24 protein-coding genes are annotated in these 21,586 nt (G+C 47.6%); 21 read left to right on the top strand and 3 right to left on the bottom strand.

Features of this window, described 5'->3' with window-relative positions:
- The 11 genes from ABD980_RS02750 to cysM all read left to right on the top strand — a co-directional run bounded on the left by ABD980_RS02750 (position 1) and on the right by cysM (position 9,980).
- Positions 1 to 888 carry a prephenate dehydrogenase gene (locus ABD980_RS02750; protein WP_300647003.1) on the top strand — a complete coding sequence of 296 codons (888 nt, stop codon included), beginning with the start codon at positions 1 to 3 and terminating at the stop codon, positions 886 to 888.
- The gene (gene aroA / locus ABD980_RS02745) at positions 885 to 2,204 is read left to right on the top strand and encodes a 3-phosphoshikimate 1-carboxyvinyltransferase (protein WP_345369426.1); all 1,320 of its coding nucleotides are present in this window, start codon (positions 885 to 887) and stop codon (positions 2,202 to 2,204) included. The genes ABD980_RS02750 and aroA overlap by 4 nt, the downstream gene beginning before the upstream one ends.
- Positions 2,205 to 2,888, top strand: coding sequence for a (d)CMP kinase (gene cmk / locus ABD980_RS02740; protein ID WP_345369424.1), 684 nt, complete (start codon positions 2,205 to 2,207; stop codon positions 2,886 to 2,888). It abuts the gene before it with no gap.
- Between the two features lie 100 nt (positions 2,889 to 2,988).
- Positions 2,989 to 4,707 carry a 30S ribosomal protein S1 gene (gene rpsA / locus ABD980_RS02735; RefSeq protein WP_260650370.1) on the top strand — a complete coding sequence of 573 codons (1,719 nt, stop codon included), beginning with the start codon at positions 2,989 to 2,991 and terminating at the stop codon, positions 4,705 to 4,707.
- Positions 4,708 to 4,710: 3 nt separating this feature from the next.
- Entirely contained in the window at positions 4,711 to 5,016 is a 306-nt protein-coding gene (locus ABD980_RS02730) for an integration host factor subunit beta (RefSeq protein ID WP_260650371.1), read from the top strand.
- Between the two features lie 105 nt (positions 5,017 to 5,121).
- Entirely contained in the window at positions 5,122 to 5,445 is a 324-nt protein-coding gene (locus tag ABD980_RS02725) for a LapA family protein (protein ID WP_300647653.1), read from the top strand.
- Between the two features lie 15 nt (positions 5,446 to 5,460).
- A complete protein-coding gene (gene lapB, locus ABD980_RS02720) occupies positions 5,461 to 6,678 on the top strand; it encodes a lipopolysaccharide assembly protein LapB (protein ID WP_300647652.1) in 1,218 nt (405 codons plus the stop codon).
- Complete coding sequence (rfaE1, locus tag ABD980_RS02715) at positions 6,675 to 7,604, top strand: D-glycero-beta-D-manno-heptose-7-phosphate kinase (RefSeq protein WP_300647651.1); 930 nt, start codon at positions 6,675 to 6,677, stop codon at positions 7,602 to 7,604. Before lapB ends, rfaE1 begins: the two co-directional genes overlap by 4 nt.
- Positions 7,601 to 8,587 (top strand): ADP-glyceromanno-heptose 6-epimerase, encoded by a 987-nt coding sequence (gene rfaD, locus ABD980_RS02710; protein WP_345369420.1) that lies wholly within the window; start codon positions 7,601 to 7,603, stop codon positions 8,585 to 8,587. Before rfaE1 ends, rfaD begins: the two co-directional genes overlap by 4 nt.
- 81 nt (positions 8,588 to 8,668) lie before the next feature.
- A complete protein-coding gene (locus ABD980_RS02705; protein WP_260650376.1) occupies positions 8,669 to 9,010 on the top strand; it encodes a ComEA family DNA-binding protein in 342 nt (113 codons plus the stop codon).
- Positions 9,011 to 9,074: 64 nt separating this feature from the next.
- On the top strand, positions 9,075 to 9,980 hold the full coding sequence (gene cysM, locus ABD980_RS02700) for a cysteine synthase CysM (RefSeq protein WP_260650377.1): 906 nt from the start codon (positions 9,075 to 9,077) through the stop codon (positions 9,978 to 9,980).
- A gap of 59 nt (positions 9,981 to 10,039) precedes the next feature.
- Here cysM and mltB read toward each other — a convergent pair whose 3' ends face one another.
- Positions 10,040 to 11,197 carry a lytic murein transglycosylase B gene (mltB, locus tag ABD980_RS02695; protein ID WP_300647648.1) on the bottom strand — a complete coding sequence of 386 codons (1,158 nt, stop codon included), beginning with the start codon at positions 11,195 to 11,197 and terminating at the stop codon, positions 10,040 to 10,042.
- An 11-nt stretch (positions 11,198 to 11,208) separates the two neighbouring features.
- Here mltB and ABD980_RS02690 point away from each other — a divergent pair, with 11 nt between their 5' ends.
- The 7 genes from ABD980_RS02690 to ABD980_RS02660 all read left to right on the top strand — a co-directional run bounded on the left by ABD980_RS02690 (position 11,209) and on the right by ABD980_RS02660 (position 17,350).
- Positions 11,209 to 12,141 carry a histone deacetylase family protein gene (locus tag ABD980_RS02690; protein WP_300647647.1) on the top strand — a complete coding sequence of 311 codons (933 nt, stop codon included), beginning with the start codon at positions 11,209 to 11,211 and terminating at the stop codon, positions 12,139 to 12,141.
- Positions 12,142 to 12,217: 76 nt separating this feature from the next.
- On the top strand, positions 12,218 to 12,967 hold the full coding sequence (locus tag ABD980_RS02685; protein ID WP_300647645.1) for an electron transfer flavoprotein subunit beta/FixA family protein: 750 nt from the start codon (positions 12,218 to 12,220) through the stop codon (positions 12,965 to 12,967).
- Entirely contained in the window at positions 12,968 to 13,897 is a 930-nt protein-coding gene (locus ABD980_RS02680) for an FAD-binding protein (RefSeq protein WP_260650381.1), read from the top strand.
- Between the two features lie 67 nt (positions 13,898 to 13,964).
- The gene (locus ABD980_RS02675) at positions 13,965 to 15,761 is read left to right on the top strand and encodes an acyl-CoA dehydrogenase (protein ID WP_345369415.1); all 1,797 of its coding nucleotides are present in this window, start codon (positions 13,965 to 13,967) and stop codon (positions 15,759 to 15,761) included.
- A gap of 141 nt (positions 15,762 to 15,902) precedes the next feature.
- Entirely contained in the window at positions 15,903 to 16,049 is a 147-nt protein-coding gene (locus ABD980_RS02670) for a hypothetical protein (protein ID WP_260650383.1), read from the top strand.
- A 121-nt stretch (positions 16,050 to 16,170) separates the two neighbouring features.
- The gene (gene rplS / locus ABD980_RS02665; protein WP_260650384.1) at positions 16,171 to 16,548 is read left to right on the top strand and encodes a 50S ribosomal protein L19; all 378 of its coding nucleotides are present in this window, start codon (positions 16,171 to 16,173) and stop codon (positions 16,546 to 16,548) included.
- Between the two features lie 58 nt (positions 16,549 to 16,606).
- Complete coding sequence (locus tag ABD980_RS02660) at positions 16,607 to 17,350, top strand: CoA pyrophosphatase (protein WP_300647641.1); 744 nt, start codon at positions 16,607 to 16,609, stop codon at positions 17,348 to 17,350.
- Here ABD980_RS02660 and rsgA read toward each other — a convergent pair.
- The gene (rsgA, locus tag ABD980_RS02655) at positions 17,347 to 18,288 is read right to left on the bottom strand and encodes a ribosome small subunit-dependent GTPase A (RefSeq protein ID WP_345369411.1); all 942 of its coding nucleotides are present in this window, start codon (positions 18,286 to 18,288) and stop codon (positions 17,347 to 17,349) included. The genes ABD980_RS02660 and rsgA overlap by 4 nt on opposite strands.
- Positions 18,275 to 19,534 carry a M48 family metallopeptidase gene (locus ABD980_RS02650; protein ID WP_300647639.1) on the bottom strand — a complete coding sequence of 420 codons (1,260 nt, stop codon included), beginning with the start codon at positions 19,532 to 19,534 and terminating at the stop codon, positions 18,275 to 18,277. The genes rsgA and ABD980_RS02650 overlap by 14 nt, the downstream gene beginning before the upstream one ends.
- A 39-nt stretch (positions 19,535 to 19,573) precedes the next feature.
- Between ABD980_RS02650 and orn the strand changes: the two genes are divergently transcribed.
- The 3 genes from orn to paaB all read left to right on the top strand — a co-directional run bounded on the left by orn (position 19,574) and on the right by paaB (position 21,584).
- On the top strand, positions 19,574 to 20,143 hold the full coding sequence (orn, locus tag ABD980_RS02645) for an oligoribonuclease (protein ID WP_260650388.1): 570 nt from the start codon (positions 19,574 to 19,576) through the stop codon (positions 20,141 to 20,143).
- A gap of 143 nt (positions 20,144 to 20,286) precedes the next feature.
- Positions 20,287 to 21,285, top strand: a complete 999-nt coding sequence (gene paaA / locus ABD980_RS02640; RefSeq protein ID WP_260650389.1) for a 1,2-phenylacetyl-CoA epoxidase subunit PaaA — start codon at positions 20,287 to 20,289, stop codon at positions 21,283 to 21,285.
- Positions 21,286 to 21,299: 14 nt separating this feature from the next.
- Positions 21,300 to 21,584, top strand: coding sequence for a 1,2-phenylacetyl-CoA epoxidase subunit PaaB (gene paaB / locus ABD980_RS02635; protein ID WP_260650390.1), 285 nt, complete (start codon positions 21,300 to 21,302; stop codon positions 21,582 to 21,584).
- Positions 21,585 to 21,586 lie beyond the last annotated feature (2 nt).

Below are 21,586 nucleotides of genomic sequence, written 5' to 3'. Positions count from 1 at the left end.
ATGCAGACCCCCTCTTTTTTCGTGCCAGTATTGGTAGTGGTAGGGCCGGGCCTAATAGGTGGGTCCTTGGCTGCAGCATTAAAAAAAGCGGGTTGTGTCGGTAAGGTCATTGGCGTGAGTCGGCAGACCGCTACTACCAGCGCCGCCTTGCGTCTAGGGCTGATTGACGAGGTCGCGGATTTAGCGACGGCCACACAGCAGGCAGATTTGATCGTTTTGGCGACACCCGTGCGGGCTACGCGATCTCTACTAGAACAAATTCAGCCCCATTTATTGCCCCACACCCTCATCACCGATGTAGGGAGTACTAAAGCCGATGTGGTGACAGAAGCGATTGAAGTGCTTGGCGAGCAATCTACACAGTTTTTAGCGGGGCATCCTATTGCGGGCGCAGAGAAAGCAGGGCCTGAGGCGGCTCAGTCTGATTTATATCAAAATCGTATTGTGATTTTGACCCCACATAAAAACAACACGCAACGAGCGCGTGCATTTTTGACTCAGATGTGGGAGGCCTGCGGAGCGCGCGTGATGCTGATGTCAGCTGAAAGCCATGACCGGGTGCTGGCTTCGGTGAGTCATGTACCGCATTTTCTATCTTCTGTCTTTATGTGGCAGGTTGCGAGTGCGAGCGATGCTGATGTGCGGTTGCATGTGGCTGGCAGCGGCTTTAGAGATTTTACGCGGATTGCGGCAGGTTCGGCTGAGGTCTGGCGTGATATTTTTTTAAGCAATCGCGAGGCGGTATTGTCTGAGCTGCAGCAAGTGCGCGCTGCTTTTGAGCAGGCAGAGCGCGCACTGCGCGATACGGATGAACAAGCCTTATATGATTTTTTAGAAAAAGCGGCCTTAGCCCGCCGTCTTTGGGGTAGCAGGAGTGGATTACAATGAGCTTAGAAGCATTAACCTTATCACCGGCCACACATGCCCAGGGTACCGTGCAGCTACCTGGGTCAAAAAGTATTTCTAACCGGGCTTTACTGCTTGCGGCAATTACTTCTGGCACAACAACTTTAACTGGGGTGTTGGACTCTGATGACACACGGGTTATGTTGGAGTCTTTGCACAAAATGGGCGTGTCTGCTCAGAAAGTGGCGGAGACTACATATCGGATTCAGGGCGGCGTTCCTTTTTCGCCGTCTCGGGCCGACTTGTTTTTGGGGAATGCGGGCACGGCTGTTCGTTCTCTGACCGCAGCCCTTGCGTTGATGGGGGGCGAGTTCACGCTCTCCGGTATTCCTCGTATGCATGAGCGTCCGATCGGTGATTTGGTTGATGCATTGCGAGCCGCGGGAGCACAGATAGACTATCTGGGTAATGATGGCTACCCCCCGCTGCGTATACGTTCGCCACAGCTAAATATTTCTCAGCCTATTCGTGTTAAAGGCTCGGTCTCCAGTCAGTTTTTAACGGCTTTGCTTATGGCGGCGCCTATAGCGACACAACAGTGTCAGCAAGATTTAGTGATCGAGGTCGAGGGCACACTGATCTCACAGCCATATATTGCGATTACCTTAGACATGATGGCGCGTTTTGGCGTGCAGGTAGAGCATGACGCAAACTGGCAGCGTTTTGTAGTGAGCAAATCCGCGCGTTACCAGTCACCAGAAACATTACACGTAGAAGGTGATGCCTCTTCTGCCTCGTATTTTTTGGCATTAGGTACGATTGCGGGTGGGCCGATTCGTATCGAGGGCGTAGGTGCTTTATCCGTTCAGGGTGACGTGCAGTTTGCCAACGTGATGCAGCAGATGGGGGCAGAGGTGCAGTTTGAACCCAATGCAATGGTGGTACGTGGAAAAAAGGTAGCGGCCGGAGAAAAACTGCGCGCTTTTGATATGGATTTTAACTTGATCCCCGATGCTGCTATGACGGCGGCAGCGATAGCCATTTATGCAGATGGACCATGCACACTACGTAATATTGCGAGCTGGCGCGTGAAAGAAACGGATCGTATTGATGCCATGCAAAATGAGCTACGCCAAATCGGGGCCCAGGTGGAATCAGGGCCGGATTGGTTACGGGTTTATCCTATCGCACCAGAGCAGTGGCGTTCAGCACGTATACATACATACGATGATCATCGTATGGCGATGTGTTTATCTTTGGCTGTGTTCGGGGGGGTACCTCAAACCATATTAGACCCCAACTGCGTTAGTAAAACCTTTCCCCACTATTTCTCTGTCTTTAATGAGTTGGTGCAATAAATGGTCTCCTCTAATACGCCTGTTATTACGATTGATGGACCAACCGCTTCGGGCAAAGGTACGGTAGCTAGCCGCGTTGCGCAACAATTGGGTTGGCACGTCTTAGATAGCGGTGCTTTATATCGGCTTACCGCATTAGCGTGTGAGCAAAATATGATTGATAGCGATGAGGAATCTGCTGTTGCACAACAAGCGCAAGCATTGGATGTGCATTTTTCAGCAGGGCGTAGCTATTTGAATCAGGTTGATGTCACGGATGCACTTCGACAAGAACACATTGGCTTGTTAGCGTCTAAAATAGCCGCTTATCCGGCGGTACGAGAGGCGTTGTTAGCTCGACAGCGTGCTTTTCAAACCGGTAAAGGCTTAGTTGCAGATGGGCGCGATATGGGTACGGTGGTTTTTCCTAATGCACCGCTGAAAATCTTCCTTGTTGCAGATGTGCAATCACGAGCCCAAAGACGCTATAAACAGTTGATAGATAAAGGCATATCTGCTAATCTTTCAGATCTATTAGTTGATTTACAAGCCCGTGATTTACGGGATACGAATCGAGCCGTTGCTCCATTAAAGCCGGCGCAGGATGCGTATATCCTTGATTCCTCATCATTATCCATTGATGAGACCGTAAATCAGGTGTTGCAATATTGGGCAAATGCTCAATCCACATTCAGGTGTCGATAATGACGGCGGTATTGTCATTATTGATGTGTTTTTCACTCCGCTGGGCAAATACGCTCCAGTGTGCTTTTACAAAGCCAGTAATGGCTGATGGAATTATTTAATGTCCTCCATCTCTACTACCGATGTATTAGGCGGCGAAAGCTTTGCCGATTTATTTGAAGAAAGCCTTCAGTCCCAAGACCTAAAAGCCGGAGAGGTCATTTCCGCCGAAGTCTTGCGTATTGACCATAACTACGTTTTGGTTAACGCCGGTCTAAAATCCGAGTCCTTGATCCCTATCGAAGAGTTCTTAAACGATCAGGGCGAGCTCGAAGTAGAACCCGGTGATTACGTTTCCGTTGCTATCGATGCTTTTGAAAACGGTTACGGTGACACGATCCTATCGCGTGATCGCGCCAAACGTCTATCGGCATGGTTGTCTCTAGAACAAGCTTTGGAATCTGGCGAGCTCGTCACCGGTACCATCACTGGCAAGGTCAAAGGCGGTATGACTGTAATGACCAATGGTATCCGTGCGTTCTTGCCCGGTTCCTTGGTTGATTTACGTCCTGTAAAAGACACCACCCCATACGAAGGCAAAACCGTCGAGTTTAAAGTGATTAAACTCGATCGTAAGCGTAATAACGTTGTGCTTTCTCGTCGTGCAGTGCTCGAAGCCAGCATGGGCGAAGAGCGTCAGAAACTACTCGAAACCCTCACCGAAGGTATTGTTGTTAAGGGTATTGTAAAAAACATTACCGACTACGGCGCTTTCGTGGACTTGGGTGGTATTGACGGTCTATTGCACATCACTGACATGGCATGGCGTCGTGTTCGTCATCCTTCCGAAGTATTGCAGGTCGGAGAGGAAATCGAAGCCAAGGTCCTAAAATTTGATCAAGAGCGTAGCCGTGTTTCCTTAGGTGTGAAACAGCTTGGCGAAGACCCATGGATCGGTTTATCCCGTCGTTACCCACAGGGTACACGTCTATTCGGTAAAGTGACCAACTTGACTGATTACGGCGCATTTGTCGAGGTCGAAGACGGTATCGAGGGTCTAGTACACGTGTCTGAAATGGACTGGACCAACAAAAACGTTGACCCACGTAAAGTCGTAACACTAGGCGAAGAAGTCGAAGTCATGGTGTTGGATATTGACGAGGATCGTCGTCGTATTTCCTTGGGTATGAAGCAGTGCCGTCCTAACCCATGGGAGGAGTTCGCTCTGAACTTCAAACGTGGTGATAAAGTACGCGGCGCAATTAAATCCATCACTGACTTTGGTGTGTTCGTTGGCCTAGACGGTGGTATCGACGGTTTGGTTCACTTGTCCGACCTCTCCTGGACTGACAGTGGCGAAGAAGCGGTACGCAACTACAAAAAAGGCGACGAAGTGGATGCGATTGTGCTCGGTATTGATACCGAAAAAGAGCGCATTTCCTTGGGTATTAAACAGCTCGAAGGCGATCCTTTCAACAACTATGTATCGGCAAATGATAAAGGTGCAGTAGTTACCGGTACTGTGAAATCCGTAGAGCCCAAAGGCGCTGTGGTGACACTATCGGTTGACGTTGAAGGCTACCTACGCGCTTCGGAAATCTCTGCTGGTCGTGTAGAAGACGCTACCACCGCTCTCAAAGAGGGCGATGAGGTAGAAGCCATGATCATCAACGTGGATCGCAAAGCCCGTAGCATTCAGTTGTCTATCAAAGCCATTGATAGCGCAGAAACTGCACAAAACATGCAGCGTCTATCTGATGCCAGTGCCTCTGCAGGTACCACCAACCTTGGTGCGCTATTACGTGCTCAATTAGAACAGCAGCGTGAAGACGCTGAGTAAAGCGTGACTAAGTCCGAACTGATTGCACGTTTGGCCAGCAGCTATCCGCAGCTGGCCCACAAGGACACAGAGCTAACGGTAAAAACCATATTAGATGCGATGACGGCTGCTTTAGTTAGTGGCCAGCGTATCGAAATTCGTGGGTTTGGTAGTTTTTCATTATCAACACGTGCCCCACGTATTGGTCGCAACCCGCGCTCTGGTGAAAAGGTTCTTGTGCCTGCCAAACAAGTTCCTCACTTTAAAGCAGGAAAAGAGTTACGAGAACGTGTTGATCAAGCATTTTTAGCACAGCAGCGCGACTCGTAAATCGTACCCAATCGAACAGGCTCATTATGAGCCTGTTTTTGCGTCTGTGCTATTTAGGCGTTTGCCTTTACAATCAGAACATCACATTATTTGTTGGAGCTATTTATGCGCTATCTCGTATGGGTATTGCGGCTGCTGGTTTTTGTGGTGGTGCTTTTATTCGCATTAAAAAATACAGAGCCAGTTAAAGTTAGCTTTTTTGCTGATTATGCCTTGGCGAATGTGCCATTGATTGTAGTGATGTTGGTGGCATTTTTATTAGGCTTAATGCTTGGTCTATTGTTAATGGTGTTACATGTAATGCGTAAAAAGCGTGAAATTACCAAATTAAAACGCGATGTGGCTCAATTAAAGGATAAGCTTAAGAACCCGGAAGTGCCTGCAGATCCTGTAGCCGCTGAAACGATTGCGCCATTAGCCCCCTTATAAGCCGAGGTATGTAGCGTGGATTTTGAACCGTGGTGGCTCATATTTGTGCCTGTGTTTTTTGGGTTAGGCTGGATTGCTGCCCGTGTTGATTTTAAGCAAATGCTCTCAGAGAGTCGACAGCTACCTGATTCCTATTTTAAAGGCTTAAATTTTTTACTTAACGAAGAGCCAGATCGAGCGATCGATGCTTTTATCGAGGTTGCCAAGCTAGATACGGAAACAACAGAGTTGCACTTTGCTTTGGGTAGTCTTTTTAGGCGTCGAGGCGAAATGGAGCGTGCGATTCGTGTCCATCAAAGTTTATTGGCGCGTACCGATCTACCGCAAGTTGACCGTGAAAATGCTCAGTTTGAAATTGCTCAGGATTTTCTGAAAGCGGGGATGTTGGATCGTGCCGAAGCCGCTTTTGAGGCTGTTTCCACTGGACGGCATGCTATTGCAGCCGTGCGCGCGCTGATTTATATCTATGAGTCCGGCCATGATTGGCCTAAAGCCATTGAGGCTGTCCGACGTTTACGCACACTTGTCGATGAGCCGGTACCACAATTGGTGCATTATCAGTGTGAGCAAGCCGAGGCAGCGCTTAAACGTCGCGAGCCGAACTTAATACAAGCAGAGCAAGCGCTTAACGAAGCAGAAAAAGCGGCAAAAGAGCTTGGGCAAAAAGAAGGGAGTCGCGCCTCGACCGCACGTATTTTTATGTTGCGAGCTCAGCTTGCCTACTTGCAAAACGATTACGCTCTACAGTTATTTTATTTACAAGAGGTGTTGCGAGTAGCGCCACAGTATGCGGGCTTAATTGCTGCTGAGTTAATGCAGTGCTATAGCCAACAAGAGCAAGCGCCACAAGGGCTGGCGTTGCTACAAAAGCATTATGAACAATACCCATCGATTGATGTGTTTGCCCAGATATTTAAAGCGCTAAGACAGCAGCAAGGGGCAACGGCAGCATGGACGTTTGCCCGTCAAGCCTTACAGCAGCATCCCTCTTTGTTGGGTTTGGATCGAAGTCTGCAGTTTGAACTACAGCATCCCGATAATCCAGATGCGCAGCATGTACTGGGTGGGGATTTGCATTTGTTGCGTACCCTAGTGCATAAGCATACTCAACGCTTAGATAAATATGCGTGTCAACATTGTGGATTTGAAGCCAAGCATTTTTATTGGCAGTGCCCAGGCTGCACCCAATGGGAAAGCTATGCACCCAAGCGTCTCGAGGAGCTCCAGGCATGATGTTTCCTCAAGCAGAGCGTATTGCTTCTCTACGTATATTGGTAGTAGGGGATGTGATGTTAGACCGCTATTGGTTTGGTGAGGTCAATCGTATTTCCCCCGAGGCTCCTGTGCCTGTAGTCAAAGTGGCACGTAAAGAGGATCGCTTAGGGGGGGCCGCGAACGTGGCTCGTAACTGTGTCGCTTTAGGGGCGCAGGCCACACTCATAGGGTTAGTGGGGCAGGACGAGGCTGGGCAAACGATAGCAGCATTGTGTAAAGAAGCTGGCGTTGTCGCGCAGTTATGTCATGATCAGGAACAGCCCACTATACAAAAATTACGTGTACTAGGGCGGCAGCAACAACTATTGCGCGTGGATTTTGAAAATCCGCCTTCTGCTACCTCATTAGCACAGTTAGCACAGACCTTTACACAGCAGCTCGCGTTGCACGATGTGGTGGTGTTTTCGGACTACGCTAAGGGAGCATTAACGTCCATTGAGCCATTGATTGCTTTAGCTAAACAGCAACACAAGCCCGTTTTGGTTGATCCCAAAGGCGATAACTATAGCCGTTATTATGGGGCAAGCAGTATTACTCCAAATCGTCTTGAGATGCAGCAGGCAGTTGGTTCTTGGCAAAGTGAAGACGAACTAACGCAAAAAGCGCAGCAGTTACGTCAGCAACTTGGCTTAGAGGCTTTGCTCATTACTCGCTCAGAACAGGGGATGACGATTTACACCGAAACAGGGCGGGCCCATACCGTGGCACAAGCACAAGAGGTGTTCGATGTTTCTGGGGCAGGGGATACCGTATTGGCTACATTAGCAGTAGCGAGAGCGGCTGGGTTGAGCTGGAATGAAGCGATGTACTGGGCCAATAAAGCCGGCAGTATTGTGGTAGGGAAATTAGGCACATCAACGGTGACAGCAGAGGAATTGCGATGATAGTAGTAACAGGGGGAGCTGGCTTTATTGGCAGCAACTTAGTATTAGGTCTGAATCAAATTGGGATTAATGACATTTTGGTGGTGGATGACCTGCAGCAAGGGGATAAATTTCAAAACCTAGTCCAAGCGGATATTGCCGACTATATGGATAAAGCGGTATTTAGAGATTTACTTTTGCGCCAAAGGCTACCAAAAATCCAAGCTGTTTTGCATCAAGGGGCGTGCTCAGATACCACGGAACGCGATGGACGTTACATGATGGATAATAACTATCGTGTGACCTTAGAGCTATTCGAATATTGCCAAAGTCGAAATGTCCCTTTGGTGTATGCCTCTTCTGCCGCGGTTTATGGGGCGGGGCCGCATTATGCCGAGGACCCCAACAATGAGGCACCCTTAAACGTATACGGTTATTCGAAATATCTTTTTGATCAGGTATTGCGCCGCCATTTAGCACATCTGACAGCACCCGTCGTAGGGCTACGCTATTTTAATGTGTATGGCCCCCAAGAAAATCATAAAGGGCGTATGGCTTCGGTAGCCTTACACAATATGCACCAATACAAAAAAGAAGGCTGTGTGCGTTTGTTTGGTGCGTGGGACGGCTACCCTAACGGGGGGCAGCAGCGTGATTTTGTCTACATTGACGATGTGGTCAAAGTGAATCTGCACTTTTTGCAACATCAAGTATCGGGGATATTTAATTGTGGCAGCGGTCGTGCACAGCCTTTTAATGACGTGGCGCATACAGTTGTTAATACAATGCGTGAACTAGACGGTTTGCCGGCACTTACGCTAGAGCAAATGGTAGAGCAACAAGTGTTGCAATACATTGATTTCCCCGAAGATCTTAAAGGTCGTTATCAAAGCCATACGCAAGCAGACCTAACACAGCTACGAGCCGCTGGATACACAGAAAGTTTTGTGGATGTGCAAACAGGGGTGCGTGACTATGTATTGAAACAACATAAGTGGCTATAGGATTTTTTTAGCTGCGTAATTTTGCGAACTAGGCGCCATTTCCTTCTTAGTGAATACTAGGAAAAAACGAAGGAGGTCATAATGCGTCTAGTTCAATTTTTTTCTAATCCGTTATTTTGGGTACGCTTAGCGGTATTGCTAGTCAGTTGTTTGGTCGCATTTCAAGCAGGTGCTGTGGACTTGAACAGTGCCTCAGCCACACAGCTACAGCAAATAAAAGGGATTGGGCCAAAAATGGCACAACGAATCCTCGAAGAGCGTGAGCGTGGTGGTCCTTATGTTTCTTTTCAGGATTTGTCGGATCGAGTCAAAGGTATTGGGGCTAAACGTTTACAGGGGTTAATTGATGCTGGTTTGCAGTTAACGCCAGCTACCAATGCTTTACCTGTAGACAAAAATACAAAAAAAGCCCCTAAAACGTAGTCGAATCAGTATCATATATAGAGAGATATGAGTTGTCATATCAAAGATGCTTATAGGGATTGCAATGAAAAATTACCCAACCATAGAGGACACCATTGGGATGACGCCATTGGTGCGTCTACAACGTTTACCAGAGCAGTACCAAGTCGGTCGTGGAAATGTGATTTTAGCCAAGCTAGAAGGCAATAACCCAGCTGGGTCCGTTAAAGATCGAGCTGCGAGCTCAATGATTCGTATGGCCGAAGCACGGGGGCTAATTAAACCAGGTGACACGCTAATCGAAGCCACCAGTGGCAATACGGGTATTGCTTTAGCCATGATTGCCGCGGTGCGTGGCTATAAAATGATTCTTATCATGCCGGATAATTTATCCGTAGAGCGTCGTGCCTCGATGACTGCCTATGGAGCGCAGTTGATTTTGACCCCCGCTGATGCAGGTGGTATGGAATACGCGCGTGATCTAGCCCTATCTATGCAGGCCGAGGGTAAGGGGTTGGTATTGGACCAATTTGCCAACGAGGATAATCCTTTAGCCCACATCCAAGGTACAGGGCCTGAGCTCTGGGAGCAAACAGAGGGGCAAATTACGCATTTTGTCAGCGCTATGGGGACGACAGGAACCATTATGGGGGTTGGTAACTATTTGCGTGCTAAAAATCCCGATATCCAAATTATTGGTGCGCAACCTGCCGAGGGGGCACAAATTCCGGGCATTCGTAAGTGGCCCGAGGAATATTTGCCTAAGATCTATGACCCCTCCAAAGTCGATGCGCTCGAAGCGATTACCCAAGATGAGGCCGAGAATATGGCACGCGAGCTTGCGGCTAAAGAGGGGATTTTTGCGGGTATATCCTCCGCGGGCGCTTTAGTAGCGGCGTTACGCGTGGCACAGCGTGTAGAAAATGCCACCATCGCTTTTATTGTGTGCGACCGTGGGGACCGTTATTTATCTACCGGTGTGTTTAATTAGATTTTTGAGATTATGTTGATGAGTGCCCTGCTTCGCGTATTGCGAGCAGGGCTTTTTTTTTATTTATAGAAGCGTTGGGCGAGCAGTTGAGCAAAATCTGCAACCGTGGCAGCATAAAAATAGCTGCGGTTATAGGCGGTGATCGCAAAGAAGTTTTGGGTGGCAAGCCGATACTCAGCTGTACCTTTAGACTCCTCTACTAGGTTAATGATGCCAAGTGGTGTATGTTGCCATGTCTTAGGCAAAGGTTTGGAGACAGAGACAGCTTGAGCGTTTTGGATCTGTTGCCAGGTTAGTGTGGGAGCCAAACCGCCATCAACCAGAGATTTAGCTTGTTTTTCATGAATCGTAGCAGGAATAAATACAGGGAGCTCGGGCTTCCAGCCATGCTCAATTAAAAAATTGGCAACAGAAGCACTTACGTCGGCAATGGAGTGATAAAGATCGATTTTGCCATCGCCGTCAGCATCGACTGCATAGCGCATTAAACTACCAGGCATAAATTGAGGTAGCCCCATTGCACCGGCAAAGGAGCCAGTTGCATCATAAGCATTGATCTTCCCCTGATGATGCAGCACAATCAGATCAGCCAGTTGATCGCGAAATAGTTGACCACGCTCAGGGCGTGAGTTATCAGGATAGCTGAAACCGAGTGTTAATAGGGCATCGACGACACGAAAGTCACCTGTATAGCGCCCATAGATAGTTTCCACTCCAATAATCGACACAATGATTTCAGGGGGAATACCATAGCGGTCGGCAATTGGGTTGATGACAGAGGCATGCTTTTGCCAAAAATCAAGCCCTGCTTGAATGCGAATGGGCTCAATAAAACGGTTTTTGTAGGTAGACCAGCTGCGTTTAATTTGCCCTTTATTAGGCGCCATAAGACGCGCTGCTTGTGCATTATAAGAAGCTGACTGCAGAATGGACTGAATAAGCTCGAATGGGATTTGATTTTTTAGAGCGAGCTCTTGCGCCCAGCTGTGAAGATAGGGGCTCAGTGAACCGTCGGCTTGAAAATAATCTTGGCGTCCCTGAATAGAGTTTCCGCTCTTAGGGTGGACAACTTCTGCTTTTGGGGCTGGTGCGCTTTGAGTTGTGGTGGTATGAATAGAAGAAGTCGGGGTGGTTGGTGGATGAGAGTTAGAAGTTGCGCATCCTGCCAACAACAAACTATAAAAACCAGCGTGAATAAAGCGCATATTTTTTAACATACTCGAACCTTATGGAGACAATTTTTATTACTCATCCCCTATTTCGTTTACATGAAATGGGTGCGGAACATCCAGAAAGCCCACTACGTTTACAGGCGATAGAACGACAGCTGCAAAATAGTGGTCTTGCCGATTTGATTTGCCAAGTGACACCCAAAAAAGCAACCGATGAGGATTTGCTACGCGTACACAGTCTCCATCATATCCTTAATTTACGTCAGCGCACACCACAGCATGGTTACGCCGAGGTGGATGCAGATACACGCCTTAATCCGATTACGCTGGAAGCCGCTTATTATGCCGCGGGAGCGGGGATTACTGCTGTTGACCATGTGCTAGGAGGGCATACGAAATCGGCTTTTTGTGCAGTGCGTCCTCCTGGACATCATGCATGTTTTGATCGCGCGATGGGGTTTTGTTTTTTTAATAATGTGGCGGTAGCAGCGGCTTATGCATTGGAACATTATGAGCTAGATCAAGTGGTTATTATTGATTTTGATGCTCATCATGGCAATGGCACAGAGGATATTTTTGCTCATCACGAGCAAGTCTATATGTTTGGTTTTTATCAACATCCTTATTATCCGTCGACTCGACATTCTCCGGCAGCGGCGAACATGTACAATGAACCAGTAGCAGCTGGTGCTGATTCAGAGCAAATTCGTCATATAGTAAACACCTATTGGCTGCCAAAGCTGCGTCAATTAAAACCAAAGTTGGTGTTCTTTTCTGCCGGCTTTGATGCTCATGAAGCTGATGATATGGCGCAACTACAGCTTGGTGATGAAGACTTTGCTTGGATAACCCAACAGGTCATGCAAGCAACCGCTTCCAGCGCTCAGGGTCGTGCTATCAGTGTACTTGAGGGGGGGTACGATTTATCCTCTCTGGCTCGTAGTGTGCAGCAGCACATTCAGGCGTTAGCTGGCCTGAAAAACGAATAGGTTTTTTATTTATGCTTAGGGCATAATATTTATTGCTTTGCACAATCTATTAATTAGCTAAATTGGAGATAACCTGATGAAGGTTTTAGTGCCCGTGAAACGTGTAGTTGACCATAACGTCAAGGTGCGCGTGAAATCAGATCAAACAGGGGTAGATATTGCGAACGTCAAAATGTCTATGAACCCCTTTGATGAAATTGCAGTGGAAGAAGCCATTCGTCTTAAAGAAAAAGGGGTCGCGACAGAGGTCGTGGCGGTATCTTGCGGTGAAAAACCATGCCAAGAAACCTTACGTACTGCGATGGCGATTGGAGCAGATCGTTCGGTTCAGGTAGAAACCGATGCGGAGCTGCAGCCCTTGGCGGTAGCTAAGCTTTTAAAGGCGGTGGTAGACAAAGAGCAGCCTCAATTGGTGATTTTAGGTAAGCAAGCGATTGATGATGATGCGAACCAAACCGGACAAATGCTGGCCGCCCTATTAGACTGGCCCCAAGCTACCTTTGCTAGCCAGATTGAAATCGACGGCACTACTCTTAAAGTCACACGCGAGGTCGACGGCGGATTAGAAACCTTATCAATGTCTTTGCCTGCTGTGGTGACGACGGACTTGCGCTTGAATGAGCCTCGTTACGTAACTTTGCCAAACATCATGAAGGCAAAGAAAAAAACCATTGATGTGTTGTCTCCCGATGAGCTGGGGGTTGACGTAACGCCACGCATCCAAACGTTGAAAGTAACTGAGCCTGCCCCACGAGCTGCTGGCGAAATAGTTGCGGATGTGGCCACACTCATTGATAAACTAAAAAACGAAGCAAAGGTGATTTAAATGTCGATTTTAGTGATTGCAGAACACGATAATACCGAGCTCAAAAGCGCAACCTTAAATACTATTGCCGCGGCTAAGCAGTTAGGGCAGGACATTCACCTTTTAGTAGCTGGGAACCAAGCCTCTGCGGTGGCTCAGGCAGCTGCGCAAATTGATGGTGTGGCAAAAGTACTATTGGCGGATGCAGAGCCATTAGCCAATGGCTTAGCCGAGAACGTGGCTGCACAAGTTTTAGCTTTGGCTGATAGTTATCGTTATATTTTATTTGCGGCAACAGCAGCCGGTAAAAACGTCGCACCCCGGGTAGCGGCTAAACTGGACGTGGCACAGATCTCCGATATTTTATCGGTAGAATCAGCCGATACGTTTACACGCCCTATTTATGCTGGTAATGCGATTGCGACCGTGCAATGTGCCGACGCTAAGCTTGTGTTAACCGTGCGTCCTACCGCTTTTGATGCGGTGCAAGCAACGGGTGGCAGTGCCCCAATAGAAAATATTGATGCGGTGGCAGACAGTGGTAAAACCACTTTTGTAGAACGTCAGATTGCACAAAGTGATCGCCCTGATTTGGCCGATGCTACTGTGGTGGTTTCAGGTGGGCGTGGTTTAGGCAGCAAAGAAAATTTTGCCTTAATTGATGCCTTAGCAGATAAGCTAGGGGCTGCGGTAGGGGCCTCACGCGCAGCAGTTGACGCGGGTTATGCACCTAACGATTGGCAGGTTGGCCAAACCGGTAAGATTGTGGCGCCACAGCTTTATATTGCAGTGGGTATTTCAGGAGCGATTCAGCACTTAGCTGGGATGAAAGACTCGAAAGTGATTGTAGCGATTAACAAAGATCCTGAAGCACCTATCTTCAGCGTAGCTGATTACGGTTTAGTGGCAGACTTATTCGAAGTACTCCCTGAGCTAACTCAAGCGCTATAAAAAATTAAGCCTGTAGAGATATTCTGCAGGCTTTTTTAATAACTGGCTATTTCGGTGGAGAGATTATATGAGCTATCGTATTCCACGTTCTGATATTCATTTTTTGCTTGAACATATTATTGATACCCCAGCATTATTGGCATTGCCCGGTCATGAAGAGTTATCGTTAGACTTGCTCCAAGCCGTCTTAGACGAGGGGGCACGATTCATTGAGCAAGAGGTTGTGCCACTCAATCCGGTTTCAGATCGTGAGCCGGCTGTCCTGAATCAGGGGCAGGTAACGACGACACCAGGGTTCAAGGAAACCTTTGCGGCATTTGCGCAAGCTGGCTGGCAGGGCTTACAGCATGAAGAGGCTATTGGCGGTCAGGGCTTACCTAAGCTGATTGGGGCAATATTTGGTGAAAACATGAATGCGGGGTGTGCCTCGTTTGCCTTATGTTCTTTACTGACAGACTCAGTGATTGAAACTTTATCGCAAGCGGGAACACCTGAGCAAAAAGCATGTTATTTGCCACCTATGCTAGAAGGTCGCTGGACTGGCACAATGAACCTGACCGAAGCTCAAGCAGGTTCAGATTTATCGCTAGTGAAATGCATGGCCACACCACAGGCAGACGGGTCTTATCGTCTTCAAGGGGAAAAAATATTTATTTCCTATGGTGAGCATGATTTAGCAGAAAATATTTTACATTTAGTGTTAGCGCGTACGCCGAATGCTCCAGAAGGGATTCGGGGGTTGTCACTGTTTTTAGTGCCCAAGTACCTAGCTCACGCCCAAGGTGATTACGCGCAGGGTAGCCGTAATGATGTGTACTGCGCTTCGTTAGAGCATAAGCTAGGGCTACATGGTAGCCCCACGGCAGTAATGCTGTATGGTGATAACAAGGGCGAGGTAGGGGCTGGAGCCATTGGGTATTTAATAGGTGAGCTTAATCGCGGCTTAGAGTACATGTTTATCACCATGAACGCCGCCCGTTATGCCGTGGCCCTACAAGGGCTGGCTATCGCAGATCGCGCTTGGTATAGCGCGCAAGCGTATGCGGCAGAACGCAAGCAGGGTGCAGATTTAAATAAAAAATATCCCGCGCCTGCCCCTATTTACCATCATCCTGATGTGGAGCGGATGCTACAAACGATGCGAGCCCTAACCGAAGCTACACGAGCTTTTACGTATTATGCGGCTTGGTTAAAAGATATGGCTCTGAAAACGCCTGATGCATCATTACGCCAGCACTACCAAACGCGCTATGAGTTTTTTGTACCAATAACCAAAGGCTTCGCCACGGAAATGGTCAAAGAGGTCACCTCACTAGGTATACAGGTTCATGGTGGGATGGGCTTTATTGAAGAAACCGGTGTGGCTCAGTATATGCGTGATGCACGCGTGTTTTCTATTTACGAGGGCACCACGGCAATTCAAGCTAATGATCTAATTGGACGTAAGTTGGTGCGCGATACGGGGGAAACAGCGTTAGCTCTATTGGCCGAAGTGCAAAGCACGGTAGAGCAGCTGCGGACTCATGCAGAAGATGAGGCCCTACAGTACATAGCAGAACGCCTAGACCAAGCATGCTCAGCCTATGCAAAAGCAGTGCAGTACATCAATCAGTGGCATCAAGACAAACAAGCACGAGCTGTTTATTTTGGTAGTGTGCCTTTTTTGATGCTGGCCGGTACAGTATTAGGTGGGTGGAAAATGGCTAAATCGGCGTTGGCTTGTACAGGTCAAGAGGATGAGTTTTCGACGCAAAAGCGTAGTACTGCGGTTTGCTACGCTACTTATGTTTTACCGCGAGCGCAGGCGCATGTTCAAGCCATTGCGGGTAGTAAAGTGATGGATACCTATTCTTTATATTCTTAATAACTAACGTTTTTTGTTTTGAGGCCTTTGCTTTTATTTAAAGCAAAGGCTTTTTTGTTGTGGATTGGCTGCATAAGCTCTTGCTAAAATAACTGTATGGATATACAGTATATTCAGTTAATTTGCTTAGCAGGAGACACTATGCGCTCAACCTCTTTTGCCCATTACGTGATTCGCTGTCAAGCCAATCCTTGGCTTGCTCAAAAAAGCACCTTAGACATGTACAAACGTTATCAGCGTCTAAAATTGCGCCCACGTTGGCTCAACCGTTTGTTGTTGTGGCATTAAATCACTTTGCTTCTCTTTTTCTTTCTTTTACTGGGTTTTTAGTGCTAAAATAGCTGGTTCATCCTCTGTCGGGCGTTATTTAACAACAAAGGCCCGTATAAGATGCTTTTTGGAGCTTATTGTGAATATTATTGATATCCTCGAACAGGAAGAAATCCAGCGCCTAACCGAAGGCAAAACCCTTCCTGAGTTCAACCCCGGTGATACCGTTGTGGTTAACGTAAACGTTGTTGAAGGTACACGTAAACGTGTACAGGCTTACGAGGGCGTGGTAATTGCTAAACGCAATCGTGGTCTGAACTCTTCTTTTATCGTTCGTAAAATTTCTTCTGGCGAAGCGGTTGAGCGTACTTTCCAATTGTACTCTCCTCAAATCGCTAGTATCGAAGTCAAACGCCGTGGTGCGGTTCGTCGTGCTAAACTGTACTACTTACGTAACCGTTCGGGTAAAGCAGCTCGCATTAAAGAAAAATTGGTACGTAAAAACGTGGCAAACTAATTGCTGCGACTGCTCTAAAAAGACACCCGAATGGGTGTCTTTTTTTATTGTACAGAGTATGCCTAGATCTAAATCATTGACTGATCTAGCCGCCATAGAAGCGGCCCGTCTCGGGTTTAACCCCCAGACGCAACCTTTAATTACTATTCCCACTTTGCCGGGTATAGACCAATCATATTTACAGCCAGACTTTATCGAGGCTGCTTTTACACAACCGGTACAGTGGGGGGTAGAGCCTTTATTTGCTGATCTGTTTATTCCAGATTTTTCCCAGTTTCCACAAGCCATTCGCTCAGCCGTTTGCGTGCCGTTGGTGTCGCGTCCTACAGGGCTACATATGTTGTTAACGCGCCGCGCAGGTCATTTGTTAAGTCATGCAGGGCAGGTATGTTTTCCTGGGGGGCGGGTCGAGCCCGAGGATCCGGATGCGATTTACGCTGCTTTGCGCGAAACCCACGAAGAGGTCGGTATAGAGCCTTCTTATATAAAAACCTTGGGGCAACAGCCGATTTTTATTACGACGACAAAATATGCTATGTTGCCAGTGGTGGGGTTGGTGCAAGATGGTTTTGCTGTGCAACCAGACCCCGCCGAGGTCGCCGAGGTGTTCGAGGTGCCATTATCGGTATTAATGAACCCAGCAAATCATCGCTTACATCATTTACCGGGGAAAAATGGCAAAGAGCGTTACTATTTTTCCATTTCTTGGAATGGGTATTTTATTTGGGGTGCTACAGCCGCACTTATCCGCAATTTTTATCATCATTTGGCTGCAGCAAGCCAGCAGCTAGGGCGCGTTTAGTATTTGCTCTGGTTTTCTAGTTCTGCTAGAAGCCGTAAATACAGCTGATAGCGATCAGGGTGAATGAGGCCTTGGTCTAAGGCAGCGACCACACCACAACCAGGCTCATGACGGTGACTACAATTATAAAATTTACAGTTTTGCAGTGGCTCATGAAACTCCCCAAAGCCTCGGATAATATCTGCAGCCTCTAGATGTGCTAAGCCAAAAGCTTGAAAGCCAGGTGAGTCAATGATTTTGCCACTATGATTAGGAATGTGATAGAGCTTGGTACTGGTTGTAGTATGCCGCCCTGTACCCAATGCTGCGGAGTGGGCCTGAGTATGGGCATTGGCTTCGGGGACAAGGGCGTTAAGAATTGTGGATTTACCCATGCCGCTTTGTCCTAGCAAAAGGGTAGTTTTATCGCGCAACAGGGGTAAAAGCTGCTCATGCAAGGCATCCGGATCTAAGGCGCTGATTTCTTTGATAGGTACACCTAACGCAGCTAAGGGTTGCAGACGCTGGCGCGCTAGCGCCACCGAGGGCAAGTCTGCTTTATTTAAAATAATAATGGGCTCAATATCTGCACAACGGGCTGCAACGAGGGCTCGGCCGGCTAGATCCTTTGAGAACATGGGTTCTGCAGCTAATACAATGAAAAGCTGATCGATATTAGCGGCAAACTGCTTGGTACGCATTTCGTCTGAGCGATAGAGAAGATTCTTGCGTTCATGCCGTTGTTCGATGGCGGCTCGCTCTCCTTGGGTGCTGATCTCTACCCAATCGCCTACACAGAGGCCCCCACGCTTACCGCGGGGAAAGCATTTGATCACTTCACCGTTTTCCAGCTCTACAAAATAATGGCGCCCATGAGCAGAGATGATTTGCCCAGTTTGCGTGCTTAGAGCGCGACTTTGTGTGGATACGGTTTTTTGGTGAGGTTTAGTTCGTTTCATGAATATGCTTTAAAAATTGAACGCGTTCGGTTGCTGCTGGGTGGCTGTCATAATAAGCAGAATGTAACGGGTCCGGTGTAAGCGTAGCGGCATTGTCATCGTAGAGTTTAATCAATGCTTGGATTAACGCTTGCGCCGAGGTATGTTGTGCCGCAAAGGCATCAGCTTGATATTCATCTTTACGTGACAAGTAGCTAAATAGGGGACCTGCCCAAAACGTAAAAATAGGCATAGTTAATAAAAATAACACTAAGGCTAGGCCATCATTGGGACGACCAAGCTGGGGGACGACTCCTAGATCTGTGTAAAACCAAACCTGTTGTGAGAGCCAGCCCAGAAGAAGAAAAAACACTAAGGCTAAACCAAAGGATAGGACCATCCGTTTCGCAATATGGCGATGCGTGAAGTGCCCTAGTTCATGCGCCAATACCGCTTCTATTTCTTCATCATTAAGCTTATTGAGTAAGGTATCAAAAAACACAATGCGTTTATTATTACCGATCCCAGTAAAATAAGCATTGCCGTGAGCAGAGCGCTTGGAGCCATCCATGACAAAAAGCCCTGTGATGTGAAAACCACAGCGTTCAGAGAGCTGTTTGATACGGGTTTTTAAGCTTTCTCGGGTTAAGGGCTTAAATTCATTAAACATGGGGGCGATAACACTGGGAAATAACCACATAATCAATAAGCTAAATCCTACCCATAAGCCCCAGGCCCACCAGGGCCAGAAGTGACCAGCGCTTTGCATAAGCCAAAGCACGGCTAGCAATAAAGGGGCTCCTAGCAATAGGGTTAGGCACAACCCTTTAATTTGGTCGCTAATAAAAAGACGCCAAGTAGTACGATTAAATCCAAAACGCTGTTCTAAGCGAAAAATCCGCCAAATGGTAAAGGGCAGGTGTAGCAGGGCCGATAAGCCTAATACACTACCAACTAATGCTAGCTGGCGTACCCATTCGTTTTGGATGAGCTGAGCCCAAAAGCTATCGAGCTGTTGAAGACCACCGAACAACAGTAAAATCACCACAAAAGCTGCCTCGACCAGCCCTTCAAAAATACGCATTTGGGTACGAGCGATGGTGTAATCCGCCGCGCGTTGATGGCTGTGTAAGCTAATATGGTGGCTAAATTCTACAGGAACATGAGAACGATGCTGGCGTACATGACGGATTTGACGTTGTGCCAAATAAAAACGTACGCTTAGATCCAGCAATAAAAACACAACGAGCAAAATGAGCAGTGTCATAAGGCAGTGCCTGATTTATTTTTTAAGGAAAGACGTGTAATGACAGTCAAGGATCAACGCCTTGTTTGGCTAGATATGGAAATGACCGGCCTAGACCCAGAAAAAGAGCGCATTATCGAAGTGGCGGTAGTGGTCACTGAGGCCGATCTTACCGTGGTCGCAGAAGGTCCCGTGCTGGTTATCCACCAGAGCGATGCGCTCTTAGATGCCATGGATAACTGGAATAAAGGCACACATGGCCGTAGCGGGCTGATCGATAAGGTAAAAGCGTCCACTCTAACCGAAGCAGAGGCTGAAGACATTTTACTGGATTTTTTAAAACAACATGTTCCTGCTGGTAAATCCCCCTTATGTGGCAATACGATCAGCCAGGATCGACGTTTTATGTATAAATATATGCCTCGCTTTGAGCAGTTTTTTCACTATCGGAATTTAGATGTGAGCACCTTAAAAGAGCTAGCCTTACGTTGGAAGCCCGAGGTGGTAAAAAGTTTCGTGAAACAAAGTAAACACGAGGCTTTGGCAGATATTTATGAGTCGATTGATGAGCTCAAGCATTACAGAGAGCATTTTATTGATTTAAGCCCTATGTCCTCTGTTGCTGAGTAAGTGACCACTTAGTGTACGCCACGTGGCTAGTGGAAAATCCCTAGGCCGTGGCGTATTTTAACGTGGTAATATGATACTGATTATTGATCTCTATCAGTAAAACTGTGTAGTATCAAATTTTACAGCTATAACGGGAGGCGTATATGTATGCCCAACTAGTCGACACGGGATTAACTCGTGTGCAAACCGAAGCGGAATTGTCCGAATTAGAAAAGCAGTTTCAGCAGCGCATTGATGCAGGGATTCGTATCGAACCCAAGGACTGGATGCCTGAGGCGTATCGTCGCACCTTGGTGCGTCAGATTTCTCAGCACGCACACTCCGAGGTGGTCGGTATGCTACCCGAGGGAAATTGGGTAACACGTGCGCCAACTCTCAAACGTAAAGCGATTTTGCTCGCCAAAATCCAAGACGAGGCTGGGCATGGTCTGTATTTGTACAGTGCAGCTGAAACCTTAGGGGTAGAGCGCGAGGACTTAATTGCTGATTTACACGCTGGTCGCGCGAAATACTCCAGTATTTTTAACTACCCAACTCTCACTTGGGCGGATATTGGCATGATTGGCTGGTTGGTGGATGGTTCGGCCATTATTAACCAAGTGCCATTGTGTCGTTGTTCTTATGGGCCCTATGCACGCGCCATGGTTCGCGTCTGTAAAGAAGAGTCCTTTCACCAGCGTCAGGGATACGACCTGTTAATGGAAATGTGCCTGAACGGGACTCCAGAGCAAAAGCAAATGTGTCAAGACGCGCTCAATCGTTGGTGGTGGCCAGCATTGATGATGTTTGGTCCTTCTGATAACGAGTCTGTCCATAGCGCTCAGTCCATGAAATGGCGGATTAAGCTGTTTTCTAACGATGAGCTCCGTCAAAAAATGGTGGATCAAACCGTACCTCAGGCAGAGTATTTAGGTCTAACCATTCCCGATCCCGATTTACGCTGGAATGAAGAGCGTGGTCACTATGATTTTGGTGAAATCGATTGGGACGAGTTTTGGGCCGTATTAGCGGGTAATGGTCCATGTAACAAAGAACGTTTGAATACGCGTGTTCAAGCCCACGAGCAGGGCGCATGGGTTCGGGATGCTTTCATGGCTTACGCCGAAAAACAAGAACAACGCAAAGCCAAAAAAGTCGCGTAAATAAGGAGCAGACAATGAGTCAAAAAAATTGGCCTTTATGGGAAGTGTTTATCCGTAGTCAACATGGCTTAGCACATAAACACGTGGGTAGCCTACATGCTTCGGATGAGCAAATGGCGATTAATAATGCGCGTGATGTTTACACCCGTCGTAACGAAGGGGTGAGCATTTGGGTGGTAAAAGCTGCAGATATTGTTGCTAGCAGCCCTGATGATAAAGATCCACTATTTGAGCCTTCAAATAGCAAGGTATATCGTCATCCTACATTTTTCCCTATGCCTGATGGCATCAAAATGTAGGA

It is taken from the genome of Paenalcaligenes hermetiae (assembly GCF_039543645.1).
Classification (GTDB): Bacteria; Pseudomonadota; Gammaproteobacteria; order Burkholderiales; family Burkholderiaceae_B; genus Paenalcaligenes; species Paenalcaligenes hermetiae.
The sequence above is the reverse complement of the archived record's forward strand: the minus strand, read 5'-3'. Positions and strand labels throughout refer to the sequence as shown.

Excerpts from the sequence above, each read along its gene's own strand:
- orn (WP_260650388.1), top strand. The coding sequence starts at position 19,574 with ATGACAGTCAAGGATCAACGCCTTGTTTGGCTAGATATGGAAATGACC.
- rsgA (WP_345369411.1), bottom strand. The coding sequence starts at position 18,288 with ATGAAACGAACTAAACCTCACCAAAAAACCGTATCCACACAAAGTCGC.
- ABD980_RS02750 (WP_300647003.1), top strand. The coding sequence starts at position 1 with ATGCAGACCCCCTCTTTTTTCGTGCCAGTATTGGTAGTGGTAGGGCCG.
- aroA (WP_345369426.1), top strand. The coding sequence starts at position 885 with ATGAGCTTAGAAGCATTAACCTTATCACCGGCCACACATGCCCAGGGT.
- ABD980_RS02660 (WP_300647641.1), top strand. The coding sequence starts at position 16,607 with ATGCCTAGATCTAAATCATTGACTGATCTAGCCGCCATAGAAGCGGCC.
- paaB (WP_260650390.1), top strand. The coding sequence starts at position 21,300 with ATGAGTCAAAAAAATTGGCCTTTATGGGAAGTGTTTATCCGTAGTCAA.
- cysM (WP_260650377.1), top strand. The coding sequence starts at position 9,075 with ATGAAAAATTACCCAACCATAGAGGACACCATTGGGATGACGCCATTG.
- ABD980_RS02675 (WP_345369415.1), top strand. The coding sequence starts at position 13,965 with ATGAGCTATCGTATTCCACGTTCTGATATTCATTTTTTGCTTGAACAT.
- rpsA (WP_260650370.1), top strand. The coding sequence starts at position 2,989 with ATGTCCTCCATCTCTACTACCGATGTATTAGGCGGCGAAAGCTTTGCC.
- ABD980_RS02690 (WP_300647647.1), top strand. The coding sequence starts at position 11,209 with ATGGAGACAATTTTTATTACTCATCCCCTATTTCGTTTACATGAAATG.
- rfaD (WP_345369420.1), top strand. The coding sequence starts at position 7,601 with ATGATAGTAGTAACAGGGGGAGCTGGCTTTATTGGCAGCAACTTAGTA.
- ABD980_RS02725 (WP_300647653.1), top strand. The coding sequence starts at position 5,122 with ATGCGCTATCTCGTATGGGTATTGCGGCTGCTGGTTTTTGTGGTGGTG.
- ABD980_RS02705 (WP_260650376.1), top strand. The coding sequence starts at position 8,669 with ATGCGTCTAGTTCAATTTTTTTCTAATCCGTTATTTTGGGTACGCTTA.
- paaA (WP_260650389.1), top strand. The coding sequence starts at position 20,287 with ATGTATGCCCAACTAGTCGACACGGGATTAACTCGTGTGCAAACCGAA.
- ABD980_RS02670 (WP_260650383.1), top strand. The coding sequence starts at position 15,903 with ATGCGCTCAACCTCTTTTGCCCATTACGTGATTCGCTGTCAAGCCAAT.
- rfaE1 (WP_300647651.1), top strand. The coding sequence starts at position 6,675 with ATGATGTTTCCTCAAGCAGAGCGTATTGCTTCTCTACGTATATTGGTA.
- cmk (WP_345369424.1), top strand. The coding sequence starts at position 2,205 with ATGGTCTCCTCTAATACGCCTGTTATTACGATTGATGGACCAACCGCT.
- ABD980_RS02650 (WP_300647639.1), bottom strand. The coding sequence starts at position 19,534 with ATGACACTGCTCATTTTGCTCGTTGTGTTTTTATTGCTGGATCTAAGC.
- ABD980_RS02680 (WP_260650381.1), top strand. The coding sequence starts at position 12,968 with ATGTCGATTTTAGTGATTGCAGAACACGATAATACCGAGCTCAAAAGC.
- ABD980_RS02685 (WP_300647645.1), top strand. The coding sequence starts at position 12,218 with ATGAAGGTTTTAGTGCCCGTGAAACGTGTAGTTGACCATAACGTCAAG.
- mltB (WP_300647648.1), bottom strand. The coding sequence starts at position 11,197 with ATGTTAAAAAATATGCGCTTTATTCACGCTGGTTTTTATAGTTTGTTG.